Genomic DNA, 19,150 nt, shown 5'->3' with positions numbered 1-19,150 from the left:
CGCTTCATCCACTTCTTGGGGGCGTCAGCCCTCGACGGCGGCCAAATAGCCCGCGATCAGCGCCGACGCGACCTGCCCGACGGCGGCGTCGGGCGGCAGGAACCGCTCGTCGTGCAGGCTCGGCGCGCCCGCCGTGTCGCCGAGGCCGACGAACATCATCAGCCCGCGCGTCATCCCGCAGTAGTGCGCGAAGTCGTCGGCACCGAACGACCGGAAATCGGTGTCGACGCGCGCCCCTGTCCGGACGAGCCGCCGGTGCGCGCGCTGGGTGAGCCCGGCGTCGTTGTGCAGCACCGGTTCGCACGGGCTGATCTCCAGTTCCGCCCGGCAGCCGTGCGCCTTCGCGGTGCCGTGGACGATCTCGGCGAGCCCCTCCAGCGCGAGGTCGCGGTCCTCGACGCGCATCAGCCGCAGCGAGCCCGACAGGCGGGCCTCGTTCGGCACGACGTTCGCCGTGGTCCCGGCCTCGATCCGGCCGACCGAGCAGACCGCGCCGAACACCGGGTCGACCCGGCGGCTCGCGAGCTGCTGCAGGCTCACCACGATCTGGCTGAGCGCGAGGATCGGGTCGCGCAGCAGGTGCGGGTACCCGGCGTGCCCGCCCTGGCCGCGGACGACGACGTCGAACTCGTCGGTGGAGGCGTTGACCGGTCCCGGCACCGCCGACACCACACCCGCCGCGAGCCGGGGCTGGACGTGCGCGCCGATGACCGACTCGACGCCGTACTCGGTGAGCACGCCGGACTCGACGATGTCCAGCGCGCCGGACGGCGACGTCTCCTCACGTGGCTGCAGGAGCGCGACGAGCGGCCGCGGCACCCCGACGACGGCGGCCGCGCGGCAGGTCGCGACGAGCGCGGCCATGTGCACGTCGTGTCCGCACGCGTGCATCAGCGATGACTCCGAAGCCCACGGGATCCCGGTGCGCTCGGTGACCGGCAGCGCGTCCAGTTCGGTACGCAGCGCCACGGCCGGTCCCGGCCCGGCGCCGGGGAGCAGGACGGCGCGCCCGGTTTTGGCGACCCGGACCCCGTCGTCGACGCCCAGCGCCTCGATGACGACCCGCGCGGTGTCCTCCTCGTCCCCCGACGACCGGGGATCGGCGTGTACGCGGTGCCTCAGTTCGATCGCGGAAGGCAGCTCCGCTTCGACCGCGGCCTCCCACCGGTCGTGCAGTTCGTCCAGCTCCGTCATGACCCCTCCAGCCCGTACACCCGTTCGGCGTTGCGGTGCCCCACCAGCGCCGCTATCCGATGCGCGTCCACTTCGGACAGTACGTCGGCGGTCAAACCGGCGGACAGGAAGTCGGACAGTCCTTGCCGGAACAGCACGGTGCCGAGGTGGTACAGCTCGGCCAGCCCGAACGCGTCCGTGGAGAACAGCAGCTTCCCGAACGGCACGATCTCCATTGTCTCCGCGATGATCGCGGGCGCACGATGACCGGCGTTGTGCGTCGCGAGTCCCACGTCGACGAATACGTGCTCGAAGACCTGCGCCAGATACGCGGCGTTCCGGTGGAAGGGATAGTTGTGCAGCAGCATGATCGGCACCCCGTGTGACCGGGTGGCCCGCAGCAGCCCGGTGAGCAGCAGTGGATCGCAGCGATGCAGGTCGACGTCGGAATCGCCGAAGCCGACGTGGAACTGGATCGGCAGGGCCAGATCGATCCCGGTCCAGATCAGGAACCGGTGCAGCACCTCGTCCGCGAGCCGGACCGGTTCGCCCGCCTCGATCCGCGCGAGCCAGCGGCCCGCCGCTTCGGTGACTTCGGTGTCCGTCGGCCGTTCTCCCGCCAGTTCGAGGCCGACCCGGTAGGCGGCGATGGATTTGAACCCGACGGCCGTCGTGGCGCGTTTCGCCAGTTCCCCGGTGAAGGCCTCGATGAACCCGGCCGCGGTGGTCGAGCCGATCACCGTTTCGGCGACCTGTTCGAGCCGGACGATATCCCGCGCGCGGGCGCCGGACAGGGCCGCGAACTGCTCGGTCGTGGTCAGCGTGTCCGGCAGGAAACCGCCGTCGAGCAGGAATTCGGCCGTGCCGGTGGCGCGCAGGAACCGCGCGTTGACCTCCGTGGCGCCCAGTTCGGCGCGGCGGGCCAGATAGACCTCGGCGGGGACGTGCGGCGGCAGGTCGAGCACGGGCGCGCAGCGGGCCCGGACCGCGAGCCCGATCAGCGAGTCGAACAGGGTCGTGCCCAGTGACGAGACGGTGTCGGCCTCGGTGAGCATCTGCTCGAACTCGATCCGGCCGAGATCACCGGTGACGACGCCGTGGCAGTGGTGGTCCACCAGCCGCGTCCGGGCCACGAACGGCAGGATCGGGGTTCCCGGCATGAGCGCGTCCCTTCTCGTGATCGACGACTGCGGCCTCACCCTATGGCCGGATCCGGGCGTGGCAAGGGGCTGGAGAACAGGCCAGGATGAGGAACCATGGTGAACCGGGAAGCACTGACGGCCCGCGCGACCGCCCTCACCGGGGACCTCCGGGCACGGGGTGTCGAACTCGTGGCGCTGACCTTCGTGGACAACGCCGGGATAGCGCGGGTTAAGGCGGTGCCGCTGCGGAAGCTGCCGTCGGCGGCCGCGTGGGGTGTCGGCGCTTCGAATTCCTTCGACTTCTTCGGCTTCGACGACGTCATCACCGGCGGCGAGCATTCCCTCGGGCCGGTCGGTGACCTGCGGCTGCACCCGGATCTCGACGCGCTGACCGTGCTCGCCGGGCAGCCCGGCTGGGCCTGGGCGCCGGTGACGAAACTCGACCAGGAGGGCGAGCCACATCCGCAGGACGCGCGCGCCCTGCTGGCGACGGCGGCAGACCGGCTCGCCGCACGCGGTCACCGGATGCGGATGAGCTTCGAAATCGAATGGGTGATCACCAGCGCCGACGCCCCGGACGACGCGACGTCGGCCACGGCGGGCCCGGCGTATGGCTACGCGAGGCTCTCCGAGCGCGCGGACTACCTCCGCACCCTGGTGTCCACATTGGACCAACAGGGTGTCGGCGTGGAGCAGATCCATCCCGAGTACGCCGACGGCCAGTTCGAACTGTCCGTCGCCGCGGCCGATCCGGTGCGGGCGGCCGACGTCGCCGTGCTGACGAAGGAGACGATCCGCGCGCTCAGCCACCGGCACGGGCTGAAAGCGTCCTTCACCCCGAAGTTCGCGCCCGCGGGCGTCGGCAACGGCGGGCACGTGCATCTGAGTGTCTGGGACGGCTCGCGGAACCTTTTCTCCGGTGGGGAAAGGGTTTTCGGGCTGACCTCGGTCGCCGAGTCGTTCAGCGCGGGCATCCTGGAGCGGCTGCCCGCGCTGCTCGCGATCGGGGCGCCGTCGGTGGTCAGTTACCTGCGCCTGGAGCCGCACCATTGGGCGGGCGTGTACACCGCTTGGGGGCTGGAGAACCGGGAGACGCCGCTGCGGCTGATACGCGGCGTCGCGGGCGACCGCGGGTCGGCGGCGAACCTCGAGGTCAAATGCTTCGACCTGACCGCGAATCCGTACCTGCTGGCGGCCGCGCTGCTGTTCGCCGGGATGGCGGGAGTCGACGAGGACGCGTCATTGCCGGATCCACTCGACGTCGACCCCGGAACCCTGACCGAGGAGGAACGCGCCACCCGCGGGATCGAGCGCCTGCCTCAGCGGCTGGAGGAGGCCGTCACCGCGTTCGAGGCCGATAAGGATCTGGCGGCCGCGTTCGGCGCTCCGCTGGCGACGACGATCGTGGACGTGCGGCGGGCGGAGATCGAGCGGTTCGCGGACGCGAGCGCCAAGGAGATCACCGAAGCACAGCGGTGGCGGCATTGAGCTGTAGCGCGTGAAGGCCCCCTTCCCTCGGCTGAGCCGAGGGAAGGGGGCCTTCACGCGCGATCGATCAAGCGGGGGCGACGGTCTTCCGCACCCCCGCGGCCAGTTCGGCCGAAAGCTCGCGTACCGCGTCGGTCCCGCTCGCCGCGGCCGTCACCAGCGCCGAGCCGACGATGACGCCGTCCGCGAACCCGGCGACCTGCGCCGCCTGCTCGCCGGACCGGACGCCGATCCCGACGCCGATCGGCAGCTCCGTATGCGCGCGGGTCCGCTCGACCAGCTCCTCGGCGTGCACGCCGACCTGGTCACGAGCACCCGTCACACCCATCACGGCGGTGGCGTACACGAAGCCCGAGGCGGCCGCGACGGTCTTCGCGATCCGCTCCTCCGAGGAGGACGGCGCGACCAGGAAGATCCGGTCCAGACCATGCTGCTCGGACGCGGCCATCCACTCGTCGGCCTCGTCCGGGATCAGGTCCGGGGTGATCATCCCGAGCCCGCCCGCGGCGGCGAGGTCCCGCGCGAAGCGGTCGACGCCGTAGCGGTGCACCGGGTTCCAGTACGTCATCACGACGGCCTTGCCGCCGCGCGCCGACACCGACTCGACGACCTCGAACAGGTGCTTGAGCTTGAAGCCGCCGGAGAGCGCGCTCACCGACGCGGCCTGGATGGTCGGGCCGTCCATCACCGGGTCCGAGTAGGGCACGCCCACCTCGACCAGGTCGGCGCCGCCGTCGACCACCGCGGCCAGCAGATCCTTGGACCCGTCCACCGTCGGGAAGCCCGCCGGGAGGTACCCGATCAGCGCTCCGCGGCCCTCGGCCCGGGTCTTCGCGAAGATCTCGTCCAGCGCGCTCATGCGTTCTCCACCAGGCCGAAGTACTTCGCGGCCGTGTCCATGTCCTTGTCGCCGCGACCGGACAGGTTCACGATGATCAGCCCCTCGGGGCCGAGTTCGCGGCCCAGCACCAGCGCGCCGGCCAGCGCGTGCGCCGACTCGATCGCCGGGATGATGCCTTCGGTGCGCGAAAGCAGCTTGAACGCGTCCATCGCCTCCGCGTCGGTCACCGGCCGGTACTCGGCGCGGCCGCTGTCCTTGAGCCACGAGTGCTCCGGGCCGACGCCCGGGTAGTCGAGGCCCGCGGAGATCGAGTGCGACTCGACGGTCTGGCCGTCCTCGTCCTGCAGCAGGTACGTCATCGCGCCGTGCAGGTTGCCCGGGGTGCCCTTGGTCAGCGTGGCGCCGTGGCGGTTGCCCTCGACGCCCTCGCCGCCCGGTTCGAGACCGACCAGGCGCACGGACGCGTCGTCGATGAAGCCGTGGAAGATCCCGATCGCGTTCGACCCGCCGCCGACGCAGGCCGCGACGGCGTCGGGCAGGCGGCCGGCCTGCTCCAGGATCTGGGCGCGGGCCTCCTCGCCGATGATCTTGTGGAAGTTCCGCACCATCATCGGGAACGGGTACGGGCCCGCCGCCGTGCCGAACAGATAGTGCGTGGTGTCGGCGTTGGTGACCCAGTCGCGCAGCGCCTCGTTGATCGCGTCCTTGAGCGTGCGCGAACCGGTCTTCACCGGGACGACCTCGGCGCCGAGCAGCTTCATGCGGGCGACGTTCAGCGCCTGCCGCTCGGTGTCGACCTCGCCCATGTAGACGATGCATTCCAGGTCCAGCAGCGCACAGGCGGTGGCGGTGGCCACGCCGTGCTGTCCGGCCCCGGTCTCGGCGATGACCCGCTTCTTGCCCATCCGCTTGGTGAGCAACGCCTGGCCGAGCACGTTGTTGATCTTGTGCGAACCGGTGTGGTTCAGATCCTCGCGCTTGAGGAAGATCCGGGCGCCGCCGGCGTGCTCACCGAAGCGCTTGGCCTCGGTGAGCAGCGACGGACGGCCGGCGTACTCGCGCAGCAGGCGCCGGAACTCGTTGACGAAGTCCGGGTCGGTCCTCGCCTTGTCGTATTCCGCCGCGACCTCGTCGACGACGCCGATCAGGGCCTCGGGCATGAACCGGCCGCCGTACGGGCCGTAGTAGCCCCGGCCGTCCGGGTCGTGCTCGCCGTGCGGTGTCTCGGTGTACTCCACGCTCATCGAGAAGGCCTCGGGCAAGCGGGGTGCGAACCGGCGGTCACGAGCTTGACCAGGGCGCCCTTCGGGTCTCCCGAAGCGACGAGCCCTTCGCCCACGAGGACGGCGTCGGCGCCGTGACCCGCGTAGGACATCAGGTCACCGGGGCCGCGGACACCGGACTCGGCGATCTTGAAGACGTCCATCGGCAAGCCCGGAGCCAGCCGCGAGAAGACGTCCCGATCCACCTCGAGGGTGTGCAGGTTACGGGCGTTGACGCCGATCACCTTCGCGCCGGCTTCGAGCGCCTTGTCGGCCTCTTCGGCGTTGTGGATCTCGACCAGCGCGGTCATCCCGAGGGATTCGACGCGGTCCAGCAACGCGATCAGGGCGTTCTGCTCCAGTGCGGCCACGATCAGCAGGACCATGTCCGCGCCGTGCAGCCGCGCCTCGTGGACCTGGTACGGGCTGACGATGAAGTCCTTGCGCAGCACCGGGATGTCGACCGCCGCGCGGACCGCGTCGAGATCGGCGAGCGAACCGCCGAACCGCCGCTGCTCGGTCAGCACACTGATCACCCGGGCTCCGCCGTCGGCGTAGTCCTTCGCCAGCGCGGCCGGGTCCGGGATCTCGGCCAGCTCGCCCTTGGACGGGCTGCGCCGCTTCACCTCGGCGATGACACCGATACCGGACTCACGCAGGGCCGCGAGCACGTCACGTGGGGGCGCGACCTGGGTCGCGCGCTTCTTCAATTCGTCGAACGGCAGAGCCGCCTCGCGCTCGGCGAGATCGGCACGGACGCCGGCGACGATGTCTTCGAGCACGCTCACCGGAGTTCCTCACCGGCCGTCGTACTCACGGATTCCTTCGCAAGGTCGCTCACAAAAACCTTCCCCTTCCCGCCGAAACGATGCTAACCCCCGCACGGATACGGCCTGGTTCCGGGTATGTCCGTTGCTCCGAATGCCAACCGTGTCATCTTTGCCGGGAAAGATCCGCGAAACCCGCGAATTCCGTCGTCGTCACCGGGTGGCGGTGGGATCTTCGCCGTCGGACAGCGCCTCCCACAGCTCGGTCTCCGGATCCTTCGCGGCCTTCTTCTTCGCCCCTGGCGCCGAATACTTCGCGCCGAGGCGCGGCATCCGGCCCGCGCCCTTGATGGCTGCCAACCCGCCCGCGGTCACGAGAATTCCCCCGAGGATCGCGAGCCCGCGGGCTCCCAGCATCTGGGCGACGGGCAGTCCGTCGGCGAAACCACCGAACGAGCCGCCCGCCACGCCGATCCACACCGCGGCGAGGCCGGACACGGCGAGTACCACGCCGAGCACCCGGCGTGGCCAGCCGCCGGTGGCGATCAGCCCCGCCGTTCCGGCGAGCGCCAGCAAGGCCAGGGGAATCAGCGCAATCGCACGCTGTGAACCGGTTTCCGTGTACAGCACGGTGCCGCGCACGCCGCCGTCGCGGAACTCCGCGAACCACACGAGCTGCGAGGAACCCCACAGCGCGACCGCGCCCAGCAGCAGGCCCACCACGGCGATCCACAGTGGACGCTTGCCCTTCTTCGCCGACGCGGCCTCAGACACGAGTGCTGTCACCCGCCGGATCGAGTTCGTCCGCCGCGATCATCGTCTGCGCCGCCGCGACGGCGGAAAGCACCGTACGAGCCTTGTTGAGCGACTCGTTGTCCTCGTAGTCGGCCACCGAGTCCGCGACGACTCCCCCGCCCGCCTGGACGTACGCCGTGCCGTCCTTCATCAGCGCGGTGCGGATCGCGATCGCGGTGTCGGCGTCCCCGGCGAAGTCGAGATAGCCGACAACGCCGCCGTAGAGCGCCCTGCGGGTCGGCTCCAGCTCCTCGATCAACTGCATCGCGCGGACCTTCGGCGCGCCCGACAGCGTCCCCGCGGGGAAACAGGCGGTGACAGCGTCGAAAGCCGTCTTGTCGTCGAGGAGTTCCCCGGTGACCGTGGAGACGATGTGCATGACGTGGCTGTAGCGCTCGACGTCGAAGAAGTCGACGACGCGCACGGTGCCGGGCTTGCAGACCTTGCCGAGGTCGTTGCGGCCGAGGTCGACGAGCATCAGATGTTCGGCGCGCTCCTTCTCGTCCGCGAGCAGGTCCTTGGCCAGCTGCGCGTCCTCCTCCGGATCGGCGCCGCGCCAGCGGGTGCCCGCGATCGGATGCGTGGTCGCGCGGCCGTCCCGCACGGTGACCAGCGACTCCGGGCTGGATCCGACGATGTCGAAACCGTCCAGGCGCAGCAGGTACATGTACGGGCTCGGATTGGACGTGCGCAGCACGCGGTAGACGTCCAGGGCGTCGGCCTGGGTCTCGATCTCGAAGCGTTGCGACGGCACGATCTGGAACGCTTCGCCCGCCTTGATCGCCTCGACGGCCTTCTCGACGGCCGCGTGGAAGTCCGGCTTGGACCGGCGGCGCGTGAATTCGGGCGCGGGGCGGTCGAAGACCGCGGCCGTGGCCGGGGCGGCGACGTGCAGCTGCTTGGTCATCGCGTTCAGGCGCGCGACGGCGTCGTCGTACGCGGCGTCGACCCGCTCGGCCGAGTCGTCCCAGTTGACCGCGTTGGCGATCAGCGTGACGGTGCCCTCGTGATGGTCGAAGGCGGCCAAGTCGGTCGCCAGCAGCATGGTGAGCTCGGGGATGTCGAGGTCACGCTCGGCGAGTTCGGGGAGCCGCTCGAGCCAGCGGACGGCGTCGTAGCCGATGTAGCCGACCATGCCGCCGGTGAGCGGCGGCATCCCGGGCAGCTGCTCGGTGTGGAGGGCGGCGACGGTCTCGCGCAGGACGGTGAGCGGGTCGCCCTCGGTCGGCAGGCCGACCGGCGGGGTGCCGGTCCACACGGCCTCGCCGTCACGCACGGTCAGCGCGGCGGGGCTGTCGACGCCGATGAACGACCATCGGCTCCAGGAAGCGCCGTTCTCCGCCGATTCGAACAGGAACGTCCCCGGCCGGTCGGCGGCGAGCTTGCGGTAGACCCCGATGGGGGTCTCACCGTCGGCGAGCACGCGACGGACAACGGGGATGACGCGACGGCCCTCGGCGAGCGCGCGGAACTCGTCGCGCGAAGGGCTGACCGAGCCGAGCCCCGACGGGCTGGCGTGTGCGGCGCTGACCATGTCGCTCATTGTGCTGCAACGGCCGCACGGGCCGGGACGGGGGGATGAATTCAAAGATTGTTGAATTTCTGGCCCGGTCCGTTCATGATGACGCCATGGCTGGTGAAGACACTACCGTGCGGCGACGGGGACGGCGGCCCGGCGGACAGGACACCCGGACCGCGCTGATCGAAGCGGCGCGGGCGGTGTTCGGCGAGAGCGGTTTCGACGGCGCGACCGTGCGTGCGATCGCGACGCGGGCCGGGGTCGACGCGGCGATGGTCAACCACTGGTTCGGCAGCAAGGAAGGGTTGTTCGCCCAAGCCATCCTGAAACTGCCGTTCGACCCGCACGAACTGCTCGCCGAACTCCGGAACGGGCCCGACGAGGAGTTCGGCCGGCGGATCGTCCGCACCTTCCTCACCCGATGGGACGGCGCGGGCGGCGAGGTGTTCCAGGCCCTCGTCCGCAGCGTCGCCGGGCACGAACAGGCCGCGGCCGTGCTGCGCGGCTTCTTCCAGAACTTCTTCACGAAGGTCATCGGCGGGCTGGGCTCGGACCGCGTCGAATTGCGGACCACGCTCTGCGCTTCCCAGCTCGTCGGGATGGGGCTGGTGCGGTACGTCGCGAAGTTCGAACCGATGGCTTCGAGCGAGATCGAGCCGCTGGTGACCGCGATCGCGCCGACGGTGCAGCGTTATCTCACCGGCGACATCGACTGAGCTCGGGAGCGGCAAGGACGGCGCCGACGGGGTTCACAAGGTGCCTCATGGTCAAGATGTGTCGCGAAAGCCACTTTCGCGACGTCTGATGTCCCGAAAGTGGCTTTCGCGACACGGTCGCTGGGGGCTCGGCCGGCTCAGCGCGTGTCCGGCTCGATCTCCTTGACGGGGACCGTGTAAAGCGTGTCCTTCGAGAAGCGCCCGCGCGGGAAGATCACGATCATGTCCGTTTCCTCGCCACCGATGAAGACGGGAACCTTCTCGAGCCCTTTGAAACGGGGAGCGATCCGCAGCGACCGTCGCGTCTGGAGCAGCTTGTAGTCGCGGTCGAGATAGACGTCGATCCTGGGGAACAGCCAGCCGGGCCGCACGGTCGCCATGGCCTCGCGCAAGCCGGTCTTCGAGGCCGAGCGATGCCGGCTCCGCCAGAGATAGGCCGCGTACAGGCACACCGGGAAGCCCAGGAGAGTCGAGAAAGACAGCGGAGTCAGCAAAATGTCATCGGAGTCGCCGACGGCTTCCCCGTCGAATGCCAGCAGTTTCGCAGGATTCCCCCGCTCGTAGACCAAAGGCACCTTGTCCCCGACCTCGATCCCGCGCGCCGCTCTCATGCCGACCGCCATCGTGCGCGGATTCGCGCCATCGAAATAGCTGAGCGTGACCTTGTTGCGTCCGGATTTGGAGGACGGCTCCACCTTGCCCACCGTGCCCTGCACCCAGACCCCGGTCTTCGCCAGCTCTGCGGGATCCGGCCGGAGCAGATCGAGACCTATCTGGCAGGCGACGAAGAAGATCAGCCAGAGCACCGACAAAGCCAGCGCGCGTACCTTGAAATGCGACAGTTTTTCGATCAAGGGGGTGGCCACTTCATCGTGGACCGCCGACGTGTCAGGGCTTTCGTTTCCCGAATCCGGCCGGGGCCACCCGGCGACGCGCGGACGCCGTCGCGGACGGTCACGATCGGCCGATCTTCTCCCCGATTTCATGTACTGAGGTTAATCGGGAACCGCGGCTTTTCCGGACAACGAGTTCCATCTCGCTCCAGGGCAACCGGAGGAGCTCGATGAGCGTGCAAGTGAGCAGGCGCCTCAGCCCGCGAGCAGCACCGCGATCAGCGCCAGCGTGCCGGGCACCACCTGCACGAAGAAGATCTTCTTGCTCGCCGTCGCCGTCCCGTACAGCCCGGCCACGATCACGCAGGCGAGGCCGAAGATCTTGAACTGCCACGCCGTGGCACCGGTCGCGATCAGGCCCCAGATCAGCGCGGCGGCCAGGAAACCGTTGTACAGCCCCTGATTCGCCGCGAGCGCGGAGCTCTCCTTCGCGAACTCCTCGGTGGTGCCGAAGGAGGCGCGGGCGCGCGGGGTGGTCCACAGGAACATCTCGAGCACGACGATGTACAGGTGGATCAGTGCGACGATGCCGACCAGCACATTGGCGACGACATTCACGGGTTCTCGCTCTCGTCGGCCAGCAGCAGCCGTTCGTCGGTGTCGAAACAGGTGTGCGTGCCGGTGTGACAGGCCGGGCCGGTCTGGTCGACGCGCAGCAGGACGGTATCGCCGTCGCAGTCGATCCGCACCTCGCGCACGTGCTGGACGTGGCCGGACGTCTCGCCCTTGACCCACAGTTCCTTGCGGCTGCGCGAGTAGTAGGTGCCGCGCCGCGTGGTGAGGGTGCGTTCGAGTGCCTCGTCGTTCATCCACGCCATCATCAGGACGTCCGATGTGGAGTGTTCGACGACGACGGCGGCGATCAGCCCGTCGGCGTTGCGCTTCAAGCGATCCGACAAGGCGGGGTCAAGCGTCATTCGTGGCTCCGAGAAGGTGCCGTTTCACCGGCATCGAGTTGAGCAGGACCGCCGTGTAGATGTACCCGGCGAAGAGGATCCCGGAGACGATCTTCACCCAGAAGAGTTCCGCCGCCAGCATCGACAGCGCGTGCAGCAACCCGAAAAGGAAGCTGACCGCGAACCCGGCGAACCGCGCGGACGACATCTTCAGCACCAGCCCCGCCACGACGAGACCGCCGAGGACCAACGACGTCCCCGGCAGCAGGAACGTCCGCGCGGACGAATACGGCGCGAACATGAGGATCCCGGCCATCGCGAGGTACGCGATGGCGAGTCCGAGCAGCAGCGCGCAGACGACCTTGACCTCGGCGGCGGCCTTCCACTTGTTCGGGATCACCGGACCACGACTCCCCCGGCGCGCAGGGCGCTCTTGACCTCGCCGATCTTCAACTGTCCGAAGTGGAACACACTGGCCGCGAGCACCGCGTCCGCGCCCGCTTCGACGGCGGGCAGGAAGTGCTCCAGCGCGCCGGCGCCGCCGCTGGCGATCACCGGGACGCGGACGGCCGCGCGCACCTGGGCGATGAGGTCGAGGTCGAAGCCGTTCTTCGTGCCGTCGGCGTCCATCGAGTTGAGCAGGATCTCGCCGACGCCGAGTTCCTCGCCGCGCGCGGCCCATTCGACGGCGTCGATCCCGGTGCCTCGGCGGCCGCCGTGCGTGGTCACCTCGAAGCCGGACGGGGTCGGTTCGGTGCCCTCGGGGACCCGGCGCGCGTCCACCGACAGCACGACGCACTGCGCGCCGAACCGGCGGGACGCCTCGCGCAGGAACTCCGGCCGCGCGATGGCGGCGGTGTTGATGCTCACCTTGTCCGCGCCGGTGCGCAGCAACCGGTTGACGTCGTCGTTCGTGCGCACGCCACCACCGACGGTGAGCGGGATGAACACCTGCTCCGCGGTCCGGCGGACCACGTCGAAAGTGGTCTCGCGGTCCCCGGAGGAGGCCGTGACGTCGAGGAACGTGAGCTCGTCCGCGCCCTCGGCGTCGTACCGGGCGGCGAGTTCGACGGGGTCGCCGGCGTCGCGCAGGTCGGCGAAGTTGACGCCCTTCACCACACGGCCCGCGTCGACGTCGAGACACGGGATGACCCTGACTGCGACTGACATGGGGACAAGCGTAGTCAAGGGCGTTCTAAGCTCGCGGAATGGCACAGGCGGGGCGGCGGCCGGGGCAGACCGAGACGCGGGAGGTGATCCTCGACGCGGCACGGCGCAGATTCGCCGAACAGGGCTACGACGGGGCGACCGTCCGCGGCATCGCGGCCGACGCCGGGGTGAACGCGGCGCTGCTGCACCATTTCTTCGGCACCAAGCAACGGCTCTTCGCCATGTCGATGAACCTGCCGGTCGACCCGGGCGAGCTGGTCCCCCGGATCCTCGAAGGCCCCGAGGACGAGATCGGCGAGCGCCTCGTCCGCGCGTTCCTCGGCCTCTGGCAGGCCCCGGAGGGCCGCGCGCCGTTCCTGGCGATGATCCGGTCCGCGACCACCAACGAGCAGGTCGCGACCATGATGCGGCAGTTCCTGGAACGGGCGGTGCTGGCGCGGGTCGCCGAGGCGCGCGGCGTGCCGAAGGTCCGGGTGGCCGGGATCGCCGCGCAGATGATCGGGTTCGCGCTGCTGCGCTACGTCATCGGGCTCCCGCCGCTCGCCGCCGCCTCGGAGGACGAGATCGTCGCGATGCTGGCGCCGGTCGCGCAGTACTACCTGACCCCCGACGTTCACCATCCGGTCACTCCGCGCGGCTAGCTTCCCGGGGATGCGCATAGCTGCTCTCCTCCCCCTCCCCCTGCTGGTGGCTTCGCTGCTCGCCGCCGTGCCCGCCGAAGCGGGCCAGAACCCCTCGCCCGTGGCGCAGACCAGGGCGTACGTCGACGACGCCGGCGCGGACCCGGCGAACGCCGACGCCGACGATCCGGCGATCTGGGTCCATCCGCGGAACCCGTCGGCCGGCGTCGTGCTCGGCACGCTCAAGGAAGGCGGGCTGGCCGCGTTCGATCTGCGGGCGCGGCAGCTGCAGCATCTCGCCGTTCCCGAAGGCGGCCGGTTCAACAACGTCGACGTCGTCGGCGATCTCGCGGTGGTGAGCGACCGCGGCCGGGACCGTGTACGCGTCTACCGGATCGACCCGGCCGGTGCCGCGGCCGGCTCACGGGTGCTGCGCGACGTCACGGATCCTTCCGCCCCACCGGTCTTCTCCGCGTCGGAGTCCGAAGTGGACGAACAGCGGACCGCGTACGGGCTCACCGCCGGACGCGACCCGCGCACCGGCGCGCGCTGGGTCGCGGTGACCCGGCGGCACGAGACGCGCGTGGCGCTCTTGCGACTTGTCGACAAAGCGGACGGAACCGTCGGCACTGCTCCGATCGGCACCATCGACCTCCCGTCGGAATTCCGGCTGCCGAACGGGAAGACGTGGTCCCCGTGCGGCGACCCCGGCGAGCGGCCGCAGCTGGAGGGTTCGATCCTCGACGCCGGGAACCGCGTGCTGTACGCCGCGCAGGAGGACGTCGGGATCTGGCGGATCCCGGTGAACGGCGCCGGCTTCGGCCGTCCCGAACTGATCGACAAGGTGCGGTCGTTCGGGGTCCCGCAGCGCTTCGACGAGGCGACCGAGGAATGCGTCGCCGACGGCCCCGACCCGGGCTACGGCGGCAAGTGGCTGACGGCGGACGCCGAAGGGCTCGCGCTGGCCGACGGCAAGCTGCTCGCGTCGAGCCAGGGCGACTCGCGGTTCGTGGTCTACGACCGCGACGGCACCCCGCGGCGCGATTTCCGGATCGTCGCCGGGCGCGGGACCGACTCGGTCGAGCACTCCGACGGCGCCGCGATCACCACCAGGCCGCTGGGGCCGCTGTTCCCGCACGGCCTGCTGGTGGTGCACGACGGCGAACGCCGTCCGGCGGCCACCGGCCCCGCCGGTGAGGAACTCGCGACGACCGGGTTCGCCTTCGTCCGGCTGGAGACCGCCGTGCGGTGATCATGTTCACCGAGAAAGTTCCGCTCCCGATGCATCAGCCGGGTGGTCTCGCGCGTCCTTAGAGCGAGACCACCCGGCTGAGGGAGACACGTGCCTGCGACCTTCGACGAGTTCGTCGCGGATCGCCTGGACGGGCTCCTGCGCTACGCGACCGTCCTGACCGACGATCCCTACCTGGCGCAGGACATCGTCCAGGAGGTGCTGCTGCGTGCTCAGCAACGCTGGCCGAAGATCGACTCGCCACCGACGTATGTCCGCCGGATGGTGACCAACGAGTACCTCTCGTGGCGAAGGCGGCTGGCGGCCCGCCGGGTGACGCCGTCGTCGCCGGAAGTGCTCGACCTGGTGAGCCCGCCGGTCTCCGATCACGCCATCGAGTACGACGAACGCGACGCGATGCTGGACCGGCTCGCGAAGCTCCCGCGCAAACAACGCGCCGCGATCGTGCTCCGCTACTACGAGAACTACTCCGACGAGGAGATCGGCGCGGTGCTCCGCTGCGCGACGTCGACCGTGCGCAGCCAGATTTCGCGCGCGCTCGCGACGCTGCGGGAAACCGGGCCGTCCTCGTCCGTGCAGCCCACGGGAGCCCGCAAATGACCCGACTGAGTGACGAGCACACCGAGGACCTCATCCGGGAGAGCCTCGAACACCTGGCGACGCGGGCGCCCGACGGGGCGGAGGTCCGCGACGCGCTCACCCAACGCCCGAGAAGCCGTCCGAGGATGGCCTTGGCACTGGTCGCGGCGGCGGTCGCGATCATCGCGCTCGGTATCCCGCTGGGCCTGCGGGCCTACACCACGGTCACCCCCGCCTCGCCGCGCAACGCCGACTGGGCGGTGCTGCCGTACAAGCCCGGCTGGCTGCCCGACGGCCTCAAAGAGCTGACCCGGAGAGCGAAGCCCTACCCCGGACCGCAGACCAGGACGTGGGGCAACGGCGAGGCCGAGCAGGTGCAGCTGACCACCACACCGCTGGACGTCCGGGGCGGACCGTGGACGATCGCGCCCGCGCCGAACCAGATCATCGTGCACGGCCGCGTCGGGATGGTCTCGGAGCTCTACGGCGACGCGACGATGCTGACCTGGACTCCCGACGACACGTACCTGCTGAGCTTGACGTTGTACGGGATCAAGGACCCGCGCGGTGTCGGCCAGCGGATCGCGGACGAGATGGTCCGGGACGACCGTGCCCGGGTTTCGGGCGAACTGCGGTTCGGCGGGCTGCCCGCCGACCTGGAGCTGTCCGGGGTGTACACGTACCTGACCCTCGGCGGGGGCGCGACCGAACTCGAAGCCACCCGTATCGGACCACCCACCGCGGCGGCGGTCGTCACGGCGACGCTCCGCGCCGAACGGCCGGACTCGGGCGACGCCGCGCCCGTGCCGCTCAAGATCAGGGGTGCCGACGGCTTCTATCTGCCGGAACGGACCGGGCGGCTCGGGCACGAGGACGCGACGGTCGCCGTCCAGGTGGAAGGCGGGCGGTGGCTCACCGTATCCGGCAAACGGGACCAGGCCACCCTGCTCGACATCGCGAACGGCGTCCAGCTGATCCCCGGCGACTACAGCTGGTTCGGGAAGCCGCCGGAATAGTGACGGGCGGGCCGAGGTTGTCGACGGCATGACGGACACCTACCGCTCCATCGCGTTCACCGAGTACGGCGACTCCGGGGTCCTGCGCGTCCTCGATCGGGAACTGCCCGAGCCGGGCCCGGGCCAGGTGCGGGTCGCCGTCCGGGCCGCGGGCGTGAACCCGATCGACTGGAAGATCCGCTCCGGGCTGATGGCCGAGGTGTACCCGGCGGAGTTCCCGGCCGTCCCCGGTGGCGACATCGCCGGCGTCATCGACGCGATCGGCGAGGGCGTGTCCGGTTTCGCGACCGGTGACGAGGTGCTCGGGAGCGGAATCGGCGGCTACGCGGAGTACGTCCTCGCGAAGCCCGCGAGCCTGATCCGCAAGCCCGAGACGCTTTCGTGGGAGCTGGCCGCGGCGCTGCCCGCTGTCGTCAACACCGCCTATCGCGCCCTCAACCTGCTGGATCTCCAGAAGGGCGAGACGCTGCTGATCGATGGCGCCGCGGGAGGTGTCGGCACCATCGCCGTCCAGCTCGCCGTCGCGCGCGGGCTGACCGTGGTGGGCACCGCGAGCGAAGGGAACCACGAGTACCTGCGCTCGCTGGGCGCTGTCCCGGTGCAGTACGGCGAAGGACTCTCCGGACGCGTACGCGACGTCGCGCCCCAGGGCATCGACGCGTCCTTCGACGCCTCCGGGCGTGGCTCGCTGGCCACCCTCGTCGAGCTGACCGGGGGCCCGAAGCGGGTCATCACCATCGCCGCGCCGGACGCGGCCGACCACGGCGTCCGCTTCACGTCGGGATCTCCGGCCGAGCAGGTACCCGGCTCGCTGGCCGAAGGCGCCGCGCTCGCCGCCGAAGGCAAGCTCGACCTGCCGATCGCCCGGGTCTACCCGCTCGCCGAAGCGGCCGCGGCCCAGGACGAGAGCGAAGCGGGCCACGTCCGGGGCAAGCTCGTCTTGGTCCCGTGAGCCTTCCGGCGGCGGCGAGCTGGCTGCATCGGGACGCGAGGACCGGGCTCGAGGTCGCGTTCTTCCAGGAACACGAAGGCGGCTGGAGGATCAGCGGGGCCACGACAGCCGTCGAGAACAGCGAATCCTGGTTCGTCGAGTACGCGATCACCGTCGACGCCGACTGGCATACGCGGTCGGCGGAGATCTCGGGCCGGTCGGCGAGCGGCGCCCGGCGCACGGTGCTCGAATCCGGCGGCGACGGACGATGGCGGGTCGACGGGGTCGCGGATCCGCGGCTCGACGGCTGTTTCGACGTGGACCTCGAGTCGTCGTCGATGACGAACACGCTGCCGGTGCACCGGCTCGGCCTGGCGGCGGACGCCGCCGCCGAGGCCCCCGCCGTGTACGTCCGGGCGGGCGACCTCGCCGTGGAGCGGCTCGAGCAACGCTATGAGCGGATCGGTGACCGCGATTTCGCCTATTCGGCACCGATCTTCGATTTCTCCTGTGTGCTGCGGTACGACCGGCACCTGCTGGTGCACGACTACCCGGGTATCGCCGTGCGACTGTCCTGACCCACGCACCTCTTGACTCGCGCTTCTCAACGGGCGCAGAATTAAACGCATGGCTAATTCAGCGATCTCCGTGACGGGCCTGCGTGTCGTCCGCGGCGGCCGTAAGGTCGTCAGGGACGTCGGTTTCGCGACGCCGCGCGGCCGGATCACCGGCCTGCTCGGCCCCAGCGGCTGCGGCAAGACGACGCTGATGCGCTCGATCGTCGGCGTGCAGATCGTCGCCGGCGGGGAGGTCACCGTGCTCGGCCACCCGGCGGGCAGCCCGCCGCTGCGCCGCCTGATCGGTTACGCCACCCAGAACCCGGCCATCTACGCCGACCTCACCATCACGGAAGCCTTGCGCTACTTCGCTTCCGTGCTCCGCGCGCCGGTGTCCGATGTGGACAGAGTGATCGGCGAGGTCGGGCTCGCCGATCACGCGGGCAAACTCGTCGGCTCCCTGTCGGGCGGCCAGCACAGCCGGGCCAACCTCGCCGTCGCGCTGCTCGGAAAGCCCGAGCTGCTCGTCCTCGACGAACCGACCGTCGGCCTGGATCCCGTGCTCCGCGACGAACTCTGGGCACTTTTCCGCCGTCTCGCCGAGGGCGGGGCGACACTGCTCGTGTCCAGCCACGTCATGGACGAGGCCGCGCGATGCGACCGTCTGCTGCTCATGCGCGAAGGCCGGATCCTCGCCGACGACACCCCTGCCGGGCTGCGCGAGCGCACCGGGACGACCGATCTGGAACAGGCGTTCCTCCGGCTGGTCCGCGAGACCGAGGTGAGCCCGTCATGAATCCCGCCCTGACCCTGGCCACGGCTCGCCGCATCCTCTTGCAGCTACGGCACGATCCGCGCACCGTCGCGATGCTGATCGTCGTCCCGTCGCTGCTGATGGTGCTGTTGCGCTTCGTCTTCAACTCCGAAGCGGTGTTCAGCCGCGTCGCGCCGGCACTGCTCGGCGTCTTCCCGTTCCTGATCATGTTCCTGATCACCTCGATCACGACACTGCGCGAGCGCACCACGGCCACACTGGAACGCCTGATGACCCTGCCGATCGGCAGGATGGACCTGCTCTTCGGCTACGCGCTCGCGTTCGGCTCGATCGCGATCGTGCAGGTCGGCGTCGCCGCCGGGGTGTCGCTCGCCTGGCTGGGCCTCGACATCGCGGGCTCGATCGGGATGCTGCTCCTCATCGCCGTCCTCGACGCGCTTCTCGGGATGGCGCTCGGCCTCTTCGTGAGCGCGTTCGCGCGGACGGAGTTCCAGGCGGTGCAGTTCATGCCGCTGTTCGTGCTGCCGCAGATCCTGCTGTGCGGCCTGTTCGTGCCGCGCGGGGAGATGGGCTGGCTCCTGAACTGGCTTTCGAACGTGATGCCGCTTTCGTACGCCGTCGAAGCCCTCACCCGGGTCACCACGTCGGGCACCGTGGACGCGACGCTGATCCGGAATCTGATCATCGTCGCGGCCTGTGCCCTGGCGGCGCTGGTCCTCGGCGCGGCGACCCTGCGCAGGCGGACGCCCTAGACTCGC

The 19,150-nt window shown here is 70.1% G+C and carries 22 protein-coding genes; 10 read left to right on the top strand and 12 right to left on the bottom strand.

All coding sequences use genetic code 11. The annotated features are described in order from the left end of the window. Positions 1 to 24: 24 nt before the first annotated feature. Together ACIBTM_RS43555 and ACIBTM_RS43550 are read right to left on the bottom strand one after the other, a co-directional pair. On the bottom strand, positions 25 to 1,194 hold the full coding sequence (locus ACIBTM_RS43555; RefSeq protein WP_395882982.1) for a M20 family metallopeptidase: 1,170 nt from the start codon (positions 1,192 to 1,194) through the stop codon (positions 25 to 27). Further along, positions 1,191 to 2,333 carry an amidohydrolase family protein gene (locus ACIBTM_RS43550; RefSeq protein WP_395882981.1) on the bottom strand — a complete coding sequence of 381 codons (1,143 nt, stop codon included), beginning with the start codon at positions 2,331 to 2,333 and terminating at the stop codon, positions 1,191 to 1,193. The genes ACIBTM_RS43555 and ACIBTM_RS43550 overlap by 4 nt, the downstream gene beginning before the upstream one ends. A gap of 96 nt (positions 2,334 to 2,429) precedes the next feature. Between ACIBTM_RS43550 and ACIBTM_RS43545 the strand changes: the two genes are divergently transcribed. After that, on the top strand, positions 2,430 to 3,803 hold the full coding sequence (locus tag ACIBTM_RS43545) for a glutamine synthetase (RefSeq protein ID WP_395882980.1): 1,374 nt from the start codon (positions 2,430 to 2,432) through the stop codon (positions 3,801 to 3,803). A gap of 67 nt (positions 3,804 to 3,870) precedes the next feature. On the opposite strand, the gene trpA is transcribed toward ACIBTM_RS43545, so the two are convergent. From trpA to ACIBTM_RS43520, 5 genes are all read right to left on the bottom strand, one after another. Next, positions 3,871 to 4,662: a tryptophan synthase subunit alpha gene (trpA, locus tag ACIBTM_RS43540; protein WP_395882979.1), complete on the bottom strand. Its 792-nt coding sequence runs from the start codon at positions 4,660 to 4,662 to the stop codon at positions 3,871 to 3,873. After that, positions 4,659 to 5,888 carry a tryptophan synthase subunit beta gene (gene trpB / locus ACIBTM_RS43535; RefSeq protein ID WP_395882978.1) on the bottom strand — a complete coding sequence of 410 codons (1,230 nt, stop codon included), beginning with the start codon at positions 5,886 to 5,888 and terminating at the stop codon, positions 4,659 to 4,661. Before trpB ends, trpA begins: the two co-directional genes overlap by 4 nt. Next, complete coding sequence (trpC, locus tag ACIBTM_RS43530; RefSeq protein WP_191257522.1) at positions 5,885 to 6,694, bottom strand: indole-3-glycerol phosphate synthase TrpC; 810 nt, start codon at positions 6,692 to 6,694, stop codon at positions 5,885 to 5,887. The genes trpB and trpC overlap by 4 nt, the downstream gene beginning before the upstream one ends. A 192-nt stretch (positions 6,695 to 6,886) precedes the next feature. Beyond that, positions 6,887 to 7,447, bottom strand: a complete 561-nt coding sequence (locus ACIBTM_RS43525) for a Trp biosynthesis-associated membrane protein (protein ID WP_395882977.1) — start codon at positions 7,445 to 7,447, stop codon at positions 6,887 to 6,889. Next, positions 7,440 to 9,002: an anthranilate synthase component I gene (locus ACIBTM_RS43520; RefSeq protein ID WP_395882976.1), complete on the bottom strand. Its 1,563-nt coding sequence runs from the start codon at positions 9,000 to 9,002 to the stop codon at positions 7,440 to 7,442. Before ACIBTM_RS43520 ends, ACIBTM_RS43525 begins: the two co-directional genes overlap by 8 nt. 95 nt (positions 9,003 to 9,097) lie before the next feature. On the opposite strand from ACIBTM_RS43520, the gene ACIBTM_RS43515 reads away from it, so the two are divergent. Then, positions 9,098 to 9,703: a TetR family transcriptional regulator gene (locus ACIBTM_RS43515; RefSeq protein WP_395882975.1), complete on the top strand. Its 606-nt coding sequence runs from the start codon at positions 9,098 to 9,100 to the stop codon at positions 9,701 to 9,703. A 137-nt stretch (positions 9,704 to 9,840) separates the two neighbouring features. On the opposite strand, the gene ACIBTM_RS43510 is transcribed toward ACIBTM_RS43515, so the two are convergent. The 5 genes from ACIBTM_RS43510 to hisF all read right to left on the bottom strand — a co-directional run bounded on the left by ACIBTM_RS43510 (position 9,841) and on the right by hisF (position 12,662). Next, positions 9,841 to 10,569: a hypothetical protein gene (locus tag ACIBTM_RS43510; protein ID WP_395882974.1), complete on the bottom strand. Its 729-nt coding sequence runs from the start codon at positions 10,567 to 10,569 to the stop codon at positions 9,841 to 9,843. A gap of 222 nt (positions 10,570 to 10,791) precedes the next feature. After that, positions 10,792 to 11,154 carry a DUF1304 domain-containing protein gene (locus tag ACIBTM_RS43505; protein ID WP_395882973.1) on the bottom strand — a complete coding sequence of 121 codons (363 nt, stop codon included), beginning with the start codon at positions 11,152 to 11,154 and terminating at the stop codon, positions 10,792 to 10,794. Then, positions 11,151 to 11,513, bottom strand: a complete 363-nt coding sequence (gene hisI, locus ACIBTM_RS43500) for a phosphoribosyl-AMP cyclohydrolase (protein WP_126733711.1) — start codon at positions 11,511 to 11,513, stop codon at positions 11,151 to 11,153. Before hisI ends, ACIBTM_RS43505 begins: the two co-directional genes overlap by 4 nt. Next, complete coding sequence (locus ACIBTM_RS43495) at positions 11,503 to 11,892, bottom strand: hypothetical protein (RefSeq protein WP_395882972.1); 390 nt, start codon at positions 11,890 to 11,892, stop codon at positions 11,503 to 11,505. Before ACIBTM_RS43495 ends, hisI begins: the two co-directional genes overlap by 11 nt. Next, positions 11,889 to 12,662: an imidazole glycerol phosphate synthase subunit HisF gene (gene hisF / locus ACIBTM_RS43490; protein ID WP_395882971.1), complete on the bottom strand. Its 774-nt coding sequence runs from the start codon at positions 12,660 to 12,662 to the stop codon at positions 11,889 to 11,891. Before hisF ends, ACIBTM_RS43495 begins: the two co-directional genes overlap by 4 nt. Positions 12,663 to 12,700: 38 nt before the next feature. Here hisF and ACIBTM_RS43485 point away from each other — a divergent pair, with 38 nt between their 5' ends. From ACIBTM_RS43485 to ACIBTM_RS43450, 8 genes are all read left to right on the top strand, one after another. Next, complete coding sequence (locus ACIBTM_RS43485; protein WP_395882970.1) at positions 12,701 to 13,303, top strand: TetR family transcriptional regulator; 603 nt, start codon at positions 12,701 to 12,703, stop codon at positions 13,301 to 13,303. A gap of 10 nt (positions 13,304 to 13,313) precedes the next feature. Then, positions 13,314 to 14,534: a phytase gene (locus ACIBTM_RS43480; protein WP_395882969.1), complete on the top strand. Its 1,221-nt coding sequence runs from the start codon at positions 13,314 to 13,316 to the stop codon at positions 14,532 to 14,534. Positions 14,535 to 14,624: 90 nt separating this feature from the next. Continuing rightward, entirely contained in the window at positions 14,625 to 15,134 is a 510-nt protein-coding gene (locus ACIBTM_RS43475; RefSeq protein WP_395882968.1) for an RNA polymerase sigma factor, read from the top strand. After that, positions 15,131 to 16,129: a hypothetical protein gene (locus ACIBTM_RS43470; RefSeq protein ID WP_395882967.1), complete on the top strand. Its 999-nt coding sequence runs from the start codon at positions 15,131 to 15,133 to the stop codon at positions 16,127 to 16,129. Before ACIBTM_RS43475 ends, ACIBTM_RS43470 begins: the two co-directional genes overlap by 4 nt. Before the next feature lie 28 nt (positions 16,130 to 16,157). After that, entirely contained in the window at positions 16,158 to 17,081 is a 924-nt protein-coding gene (locus ACIBTM_RS43465) for an NADP-dependent oxidoreductase (protein ID WP_395882966.1), read from the top strand. After that, the gene (locus ACIBTM_RS43460) at positions 17,078 to 17,638 is read left to right on the top strand and encodes a putative glycolipid-binding domain-containing protein (RefSeq protein WP_395882965.1); all 561 of its coding nucleotides are present in this window, start codon (positions 17,078 to 17,080) and stop codon (positions 17,636 to 17,638) included. Before ACIBTM_RS43465 ends, ACIBTM_RS43460 begins: the two co-directional genes overlap by 4 nt. A 49-nt stretch (positions 17,639 to 17,687) precedes the next feature. Further along, positions 17,688 to 18,413, top strand: coding sequence for an ABC transporter ATP-binding protein (locus ACIBTM_RS43455; protein ID WP_395882964.1), 726 nt, complete (start codon positions 17,688 to 17,690; stop codon positions 18,411 to 18,413). After that, positions 18,410 to 19,144 (top strand): ABC transporter permease, encoded by a 735-nt coding sequence (locus ACIBTM_RS43450; protein ID WP_395882963.1) that lies wholly within the window; start codon positions 18,410 to 18,412, stop codon positions 19,142 to 19,144. Before ACIBTM_RS43455 ends, ACIBTM_RS43450 begins: the two co-directional genes overlap by 4 nt. The last annotated feature ends 6 nt before the right edge of the window (positions 19,145 to 19,150 follow it).

The organism is Amycolatopsis sp. NPDC049868, from assembly GCF_044461365.1.
In the GTDB taxonomy this organism is placed as follows: domain Bacteria; phylum Actinomycetota; class Actinomycetes; order Mycobacteriales; family Pseudonocardiaceae; genus Amycolatopsis.
This window is presented reverse-complemented; position numbering and strand designations above follow the sequence as displayed.

What these genes read in the sequence shown, in the direction of transcription:
- ACIBTM_RS43455 (WP_395882964.1), top strand. Translation starts at nt 17,688, where the DNA reads ATGGCTAATTCAGCGATCTCCGTGACGGGCCTGCGTGTCGTCCGCGGC.
- trpA (WP_395882979.1), bottom strand. Translation starts at nt 4,662, where the DNA reads ATGAGCGCGCTGGACGAGATCTTCGCGAAGACCCGGGCCGAGGGCCGC.
- ACIBTM_RS43485 (WP_395882970.1), top strand. Translation starts at nt 12,701, where the DNA reads ATGGCACAGGCGGGGCGGCGGCCGGGGCAGACCGAGACGCGGGAGGTG.
- hisI (WP_126733711.1), bottom strand. Translation starts at nt 11,513, where the DNA reads ATGACGCTTGACCCCGCCTTGTCGGATCGCTTGAAGCGCAACGCCGAC.
- ACIBTM_RS43555 (WP_395882982.1), bottom strand. Translation starts at nt 1,194, where the DNA reads ATGACGGAGCTGGACGAACTGCACGACCGGTGGGAGGCCGCGGTCGAA.
- ACIBTM_RS43550 (WP_395882981.1), bottom strand. Translation starts at nt 2,333, where the DNA reads ATGCCGGGAACCCCGATCCTGCCGTTCGTGGCCCGGACGCGGCTGGTG.
- ACIBTM_RS43480 (WP_395882969.1), top strand. Translation starts at nt 13,314, where the DNA reads ATGCGCATAGCTGCTCTCCTCCCCCTCCCCCTGCTGGTGGCTTCGCTG.
- ACIBTM_RS43520 (WP_395882976.1), bottom strand. Translation starts at nt 9,002, where the DNA reads ATGGTCAGCGCCGCACACGCCAGCCCGTCGGGGCTCGGCTCGGTCAGC.
- ACIBTM_RS43515 (WP_395882975.1), top strand. Translation starts at nt 9,098, where the DNA reads ATGGCTGGTGAAGACACTACCGTGCGGCGACGGGGACGGCGGCCCGGC.
- hisF (WP_395882971.1), bottom strand. Translation starts at nt 12,662, where the DNA reads ATGTCAGTCGCAGTCAGGGTCATCCCGTGTCTCGACGTCGACGCGGGC.
- ACIBTM_RS43545 (WP_395882980.1), top strand. Translation starts at nt 2,430, where the DNA reads ATGGTGAACCGGGAAGCACTGACGGCCCGCGCGACCGCCCTCACCGGG.
- ACIBTM_RS43465 (WP_395882966.1), top strand. Translation starts at nt 16,158, where the DNA reads ATGACGGACACCTACCGCTCCATCGCGTTCACCGAGTACGGCGACTCC.
- trpB (WP_395882978.1), bottom strand. Translation starts at nt 5,888, where the DNA reads ATGAGCGTGGAGTACACCGAGACACCGCACGGCGAGCACGACCCGGAC.
- ACIBTM_RS43470 (WP_395882967.1), top strand. Translation starts at nt 15,131, where the DNA reads ATGACCCGACTGAGTGACGAGCACACCGAGGACCTCATCCGGGAGAGC.
- ACIBTM_RS43450 (WP_395882963.1), top strand. Translation starts at nt 18,410, where the DNA reads ATGAATCCCGCCCTGACCCTGGCCACGGCTCGCCGCATCCTCTTGCAG.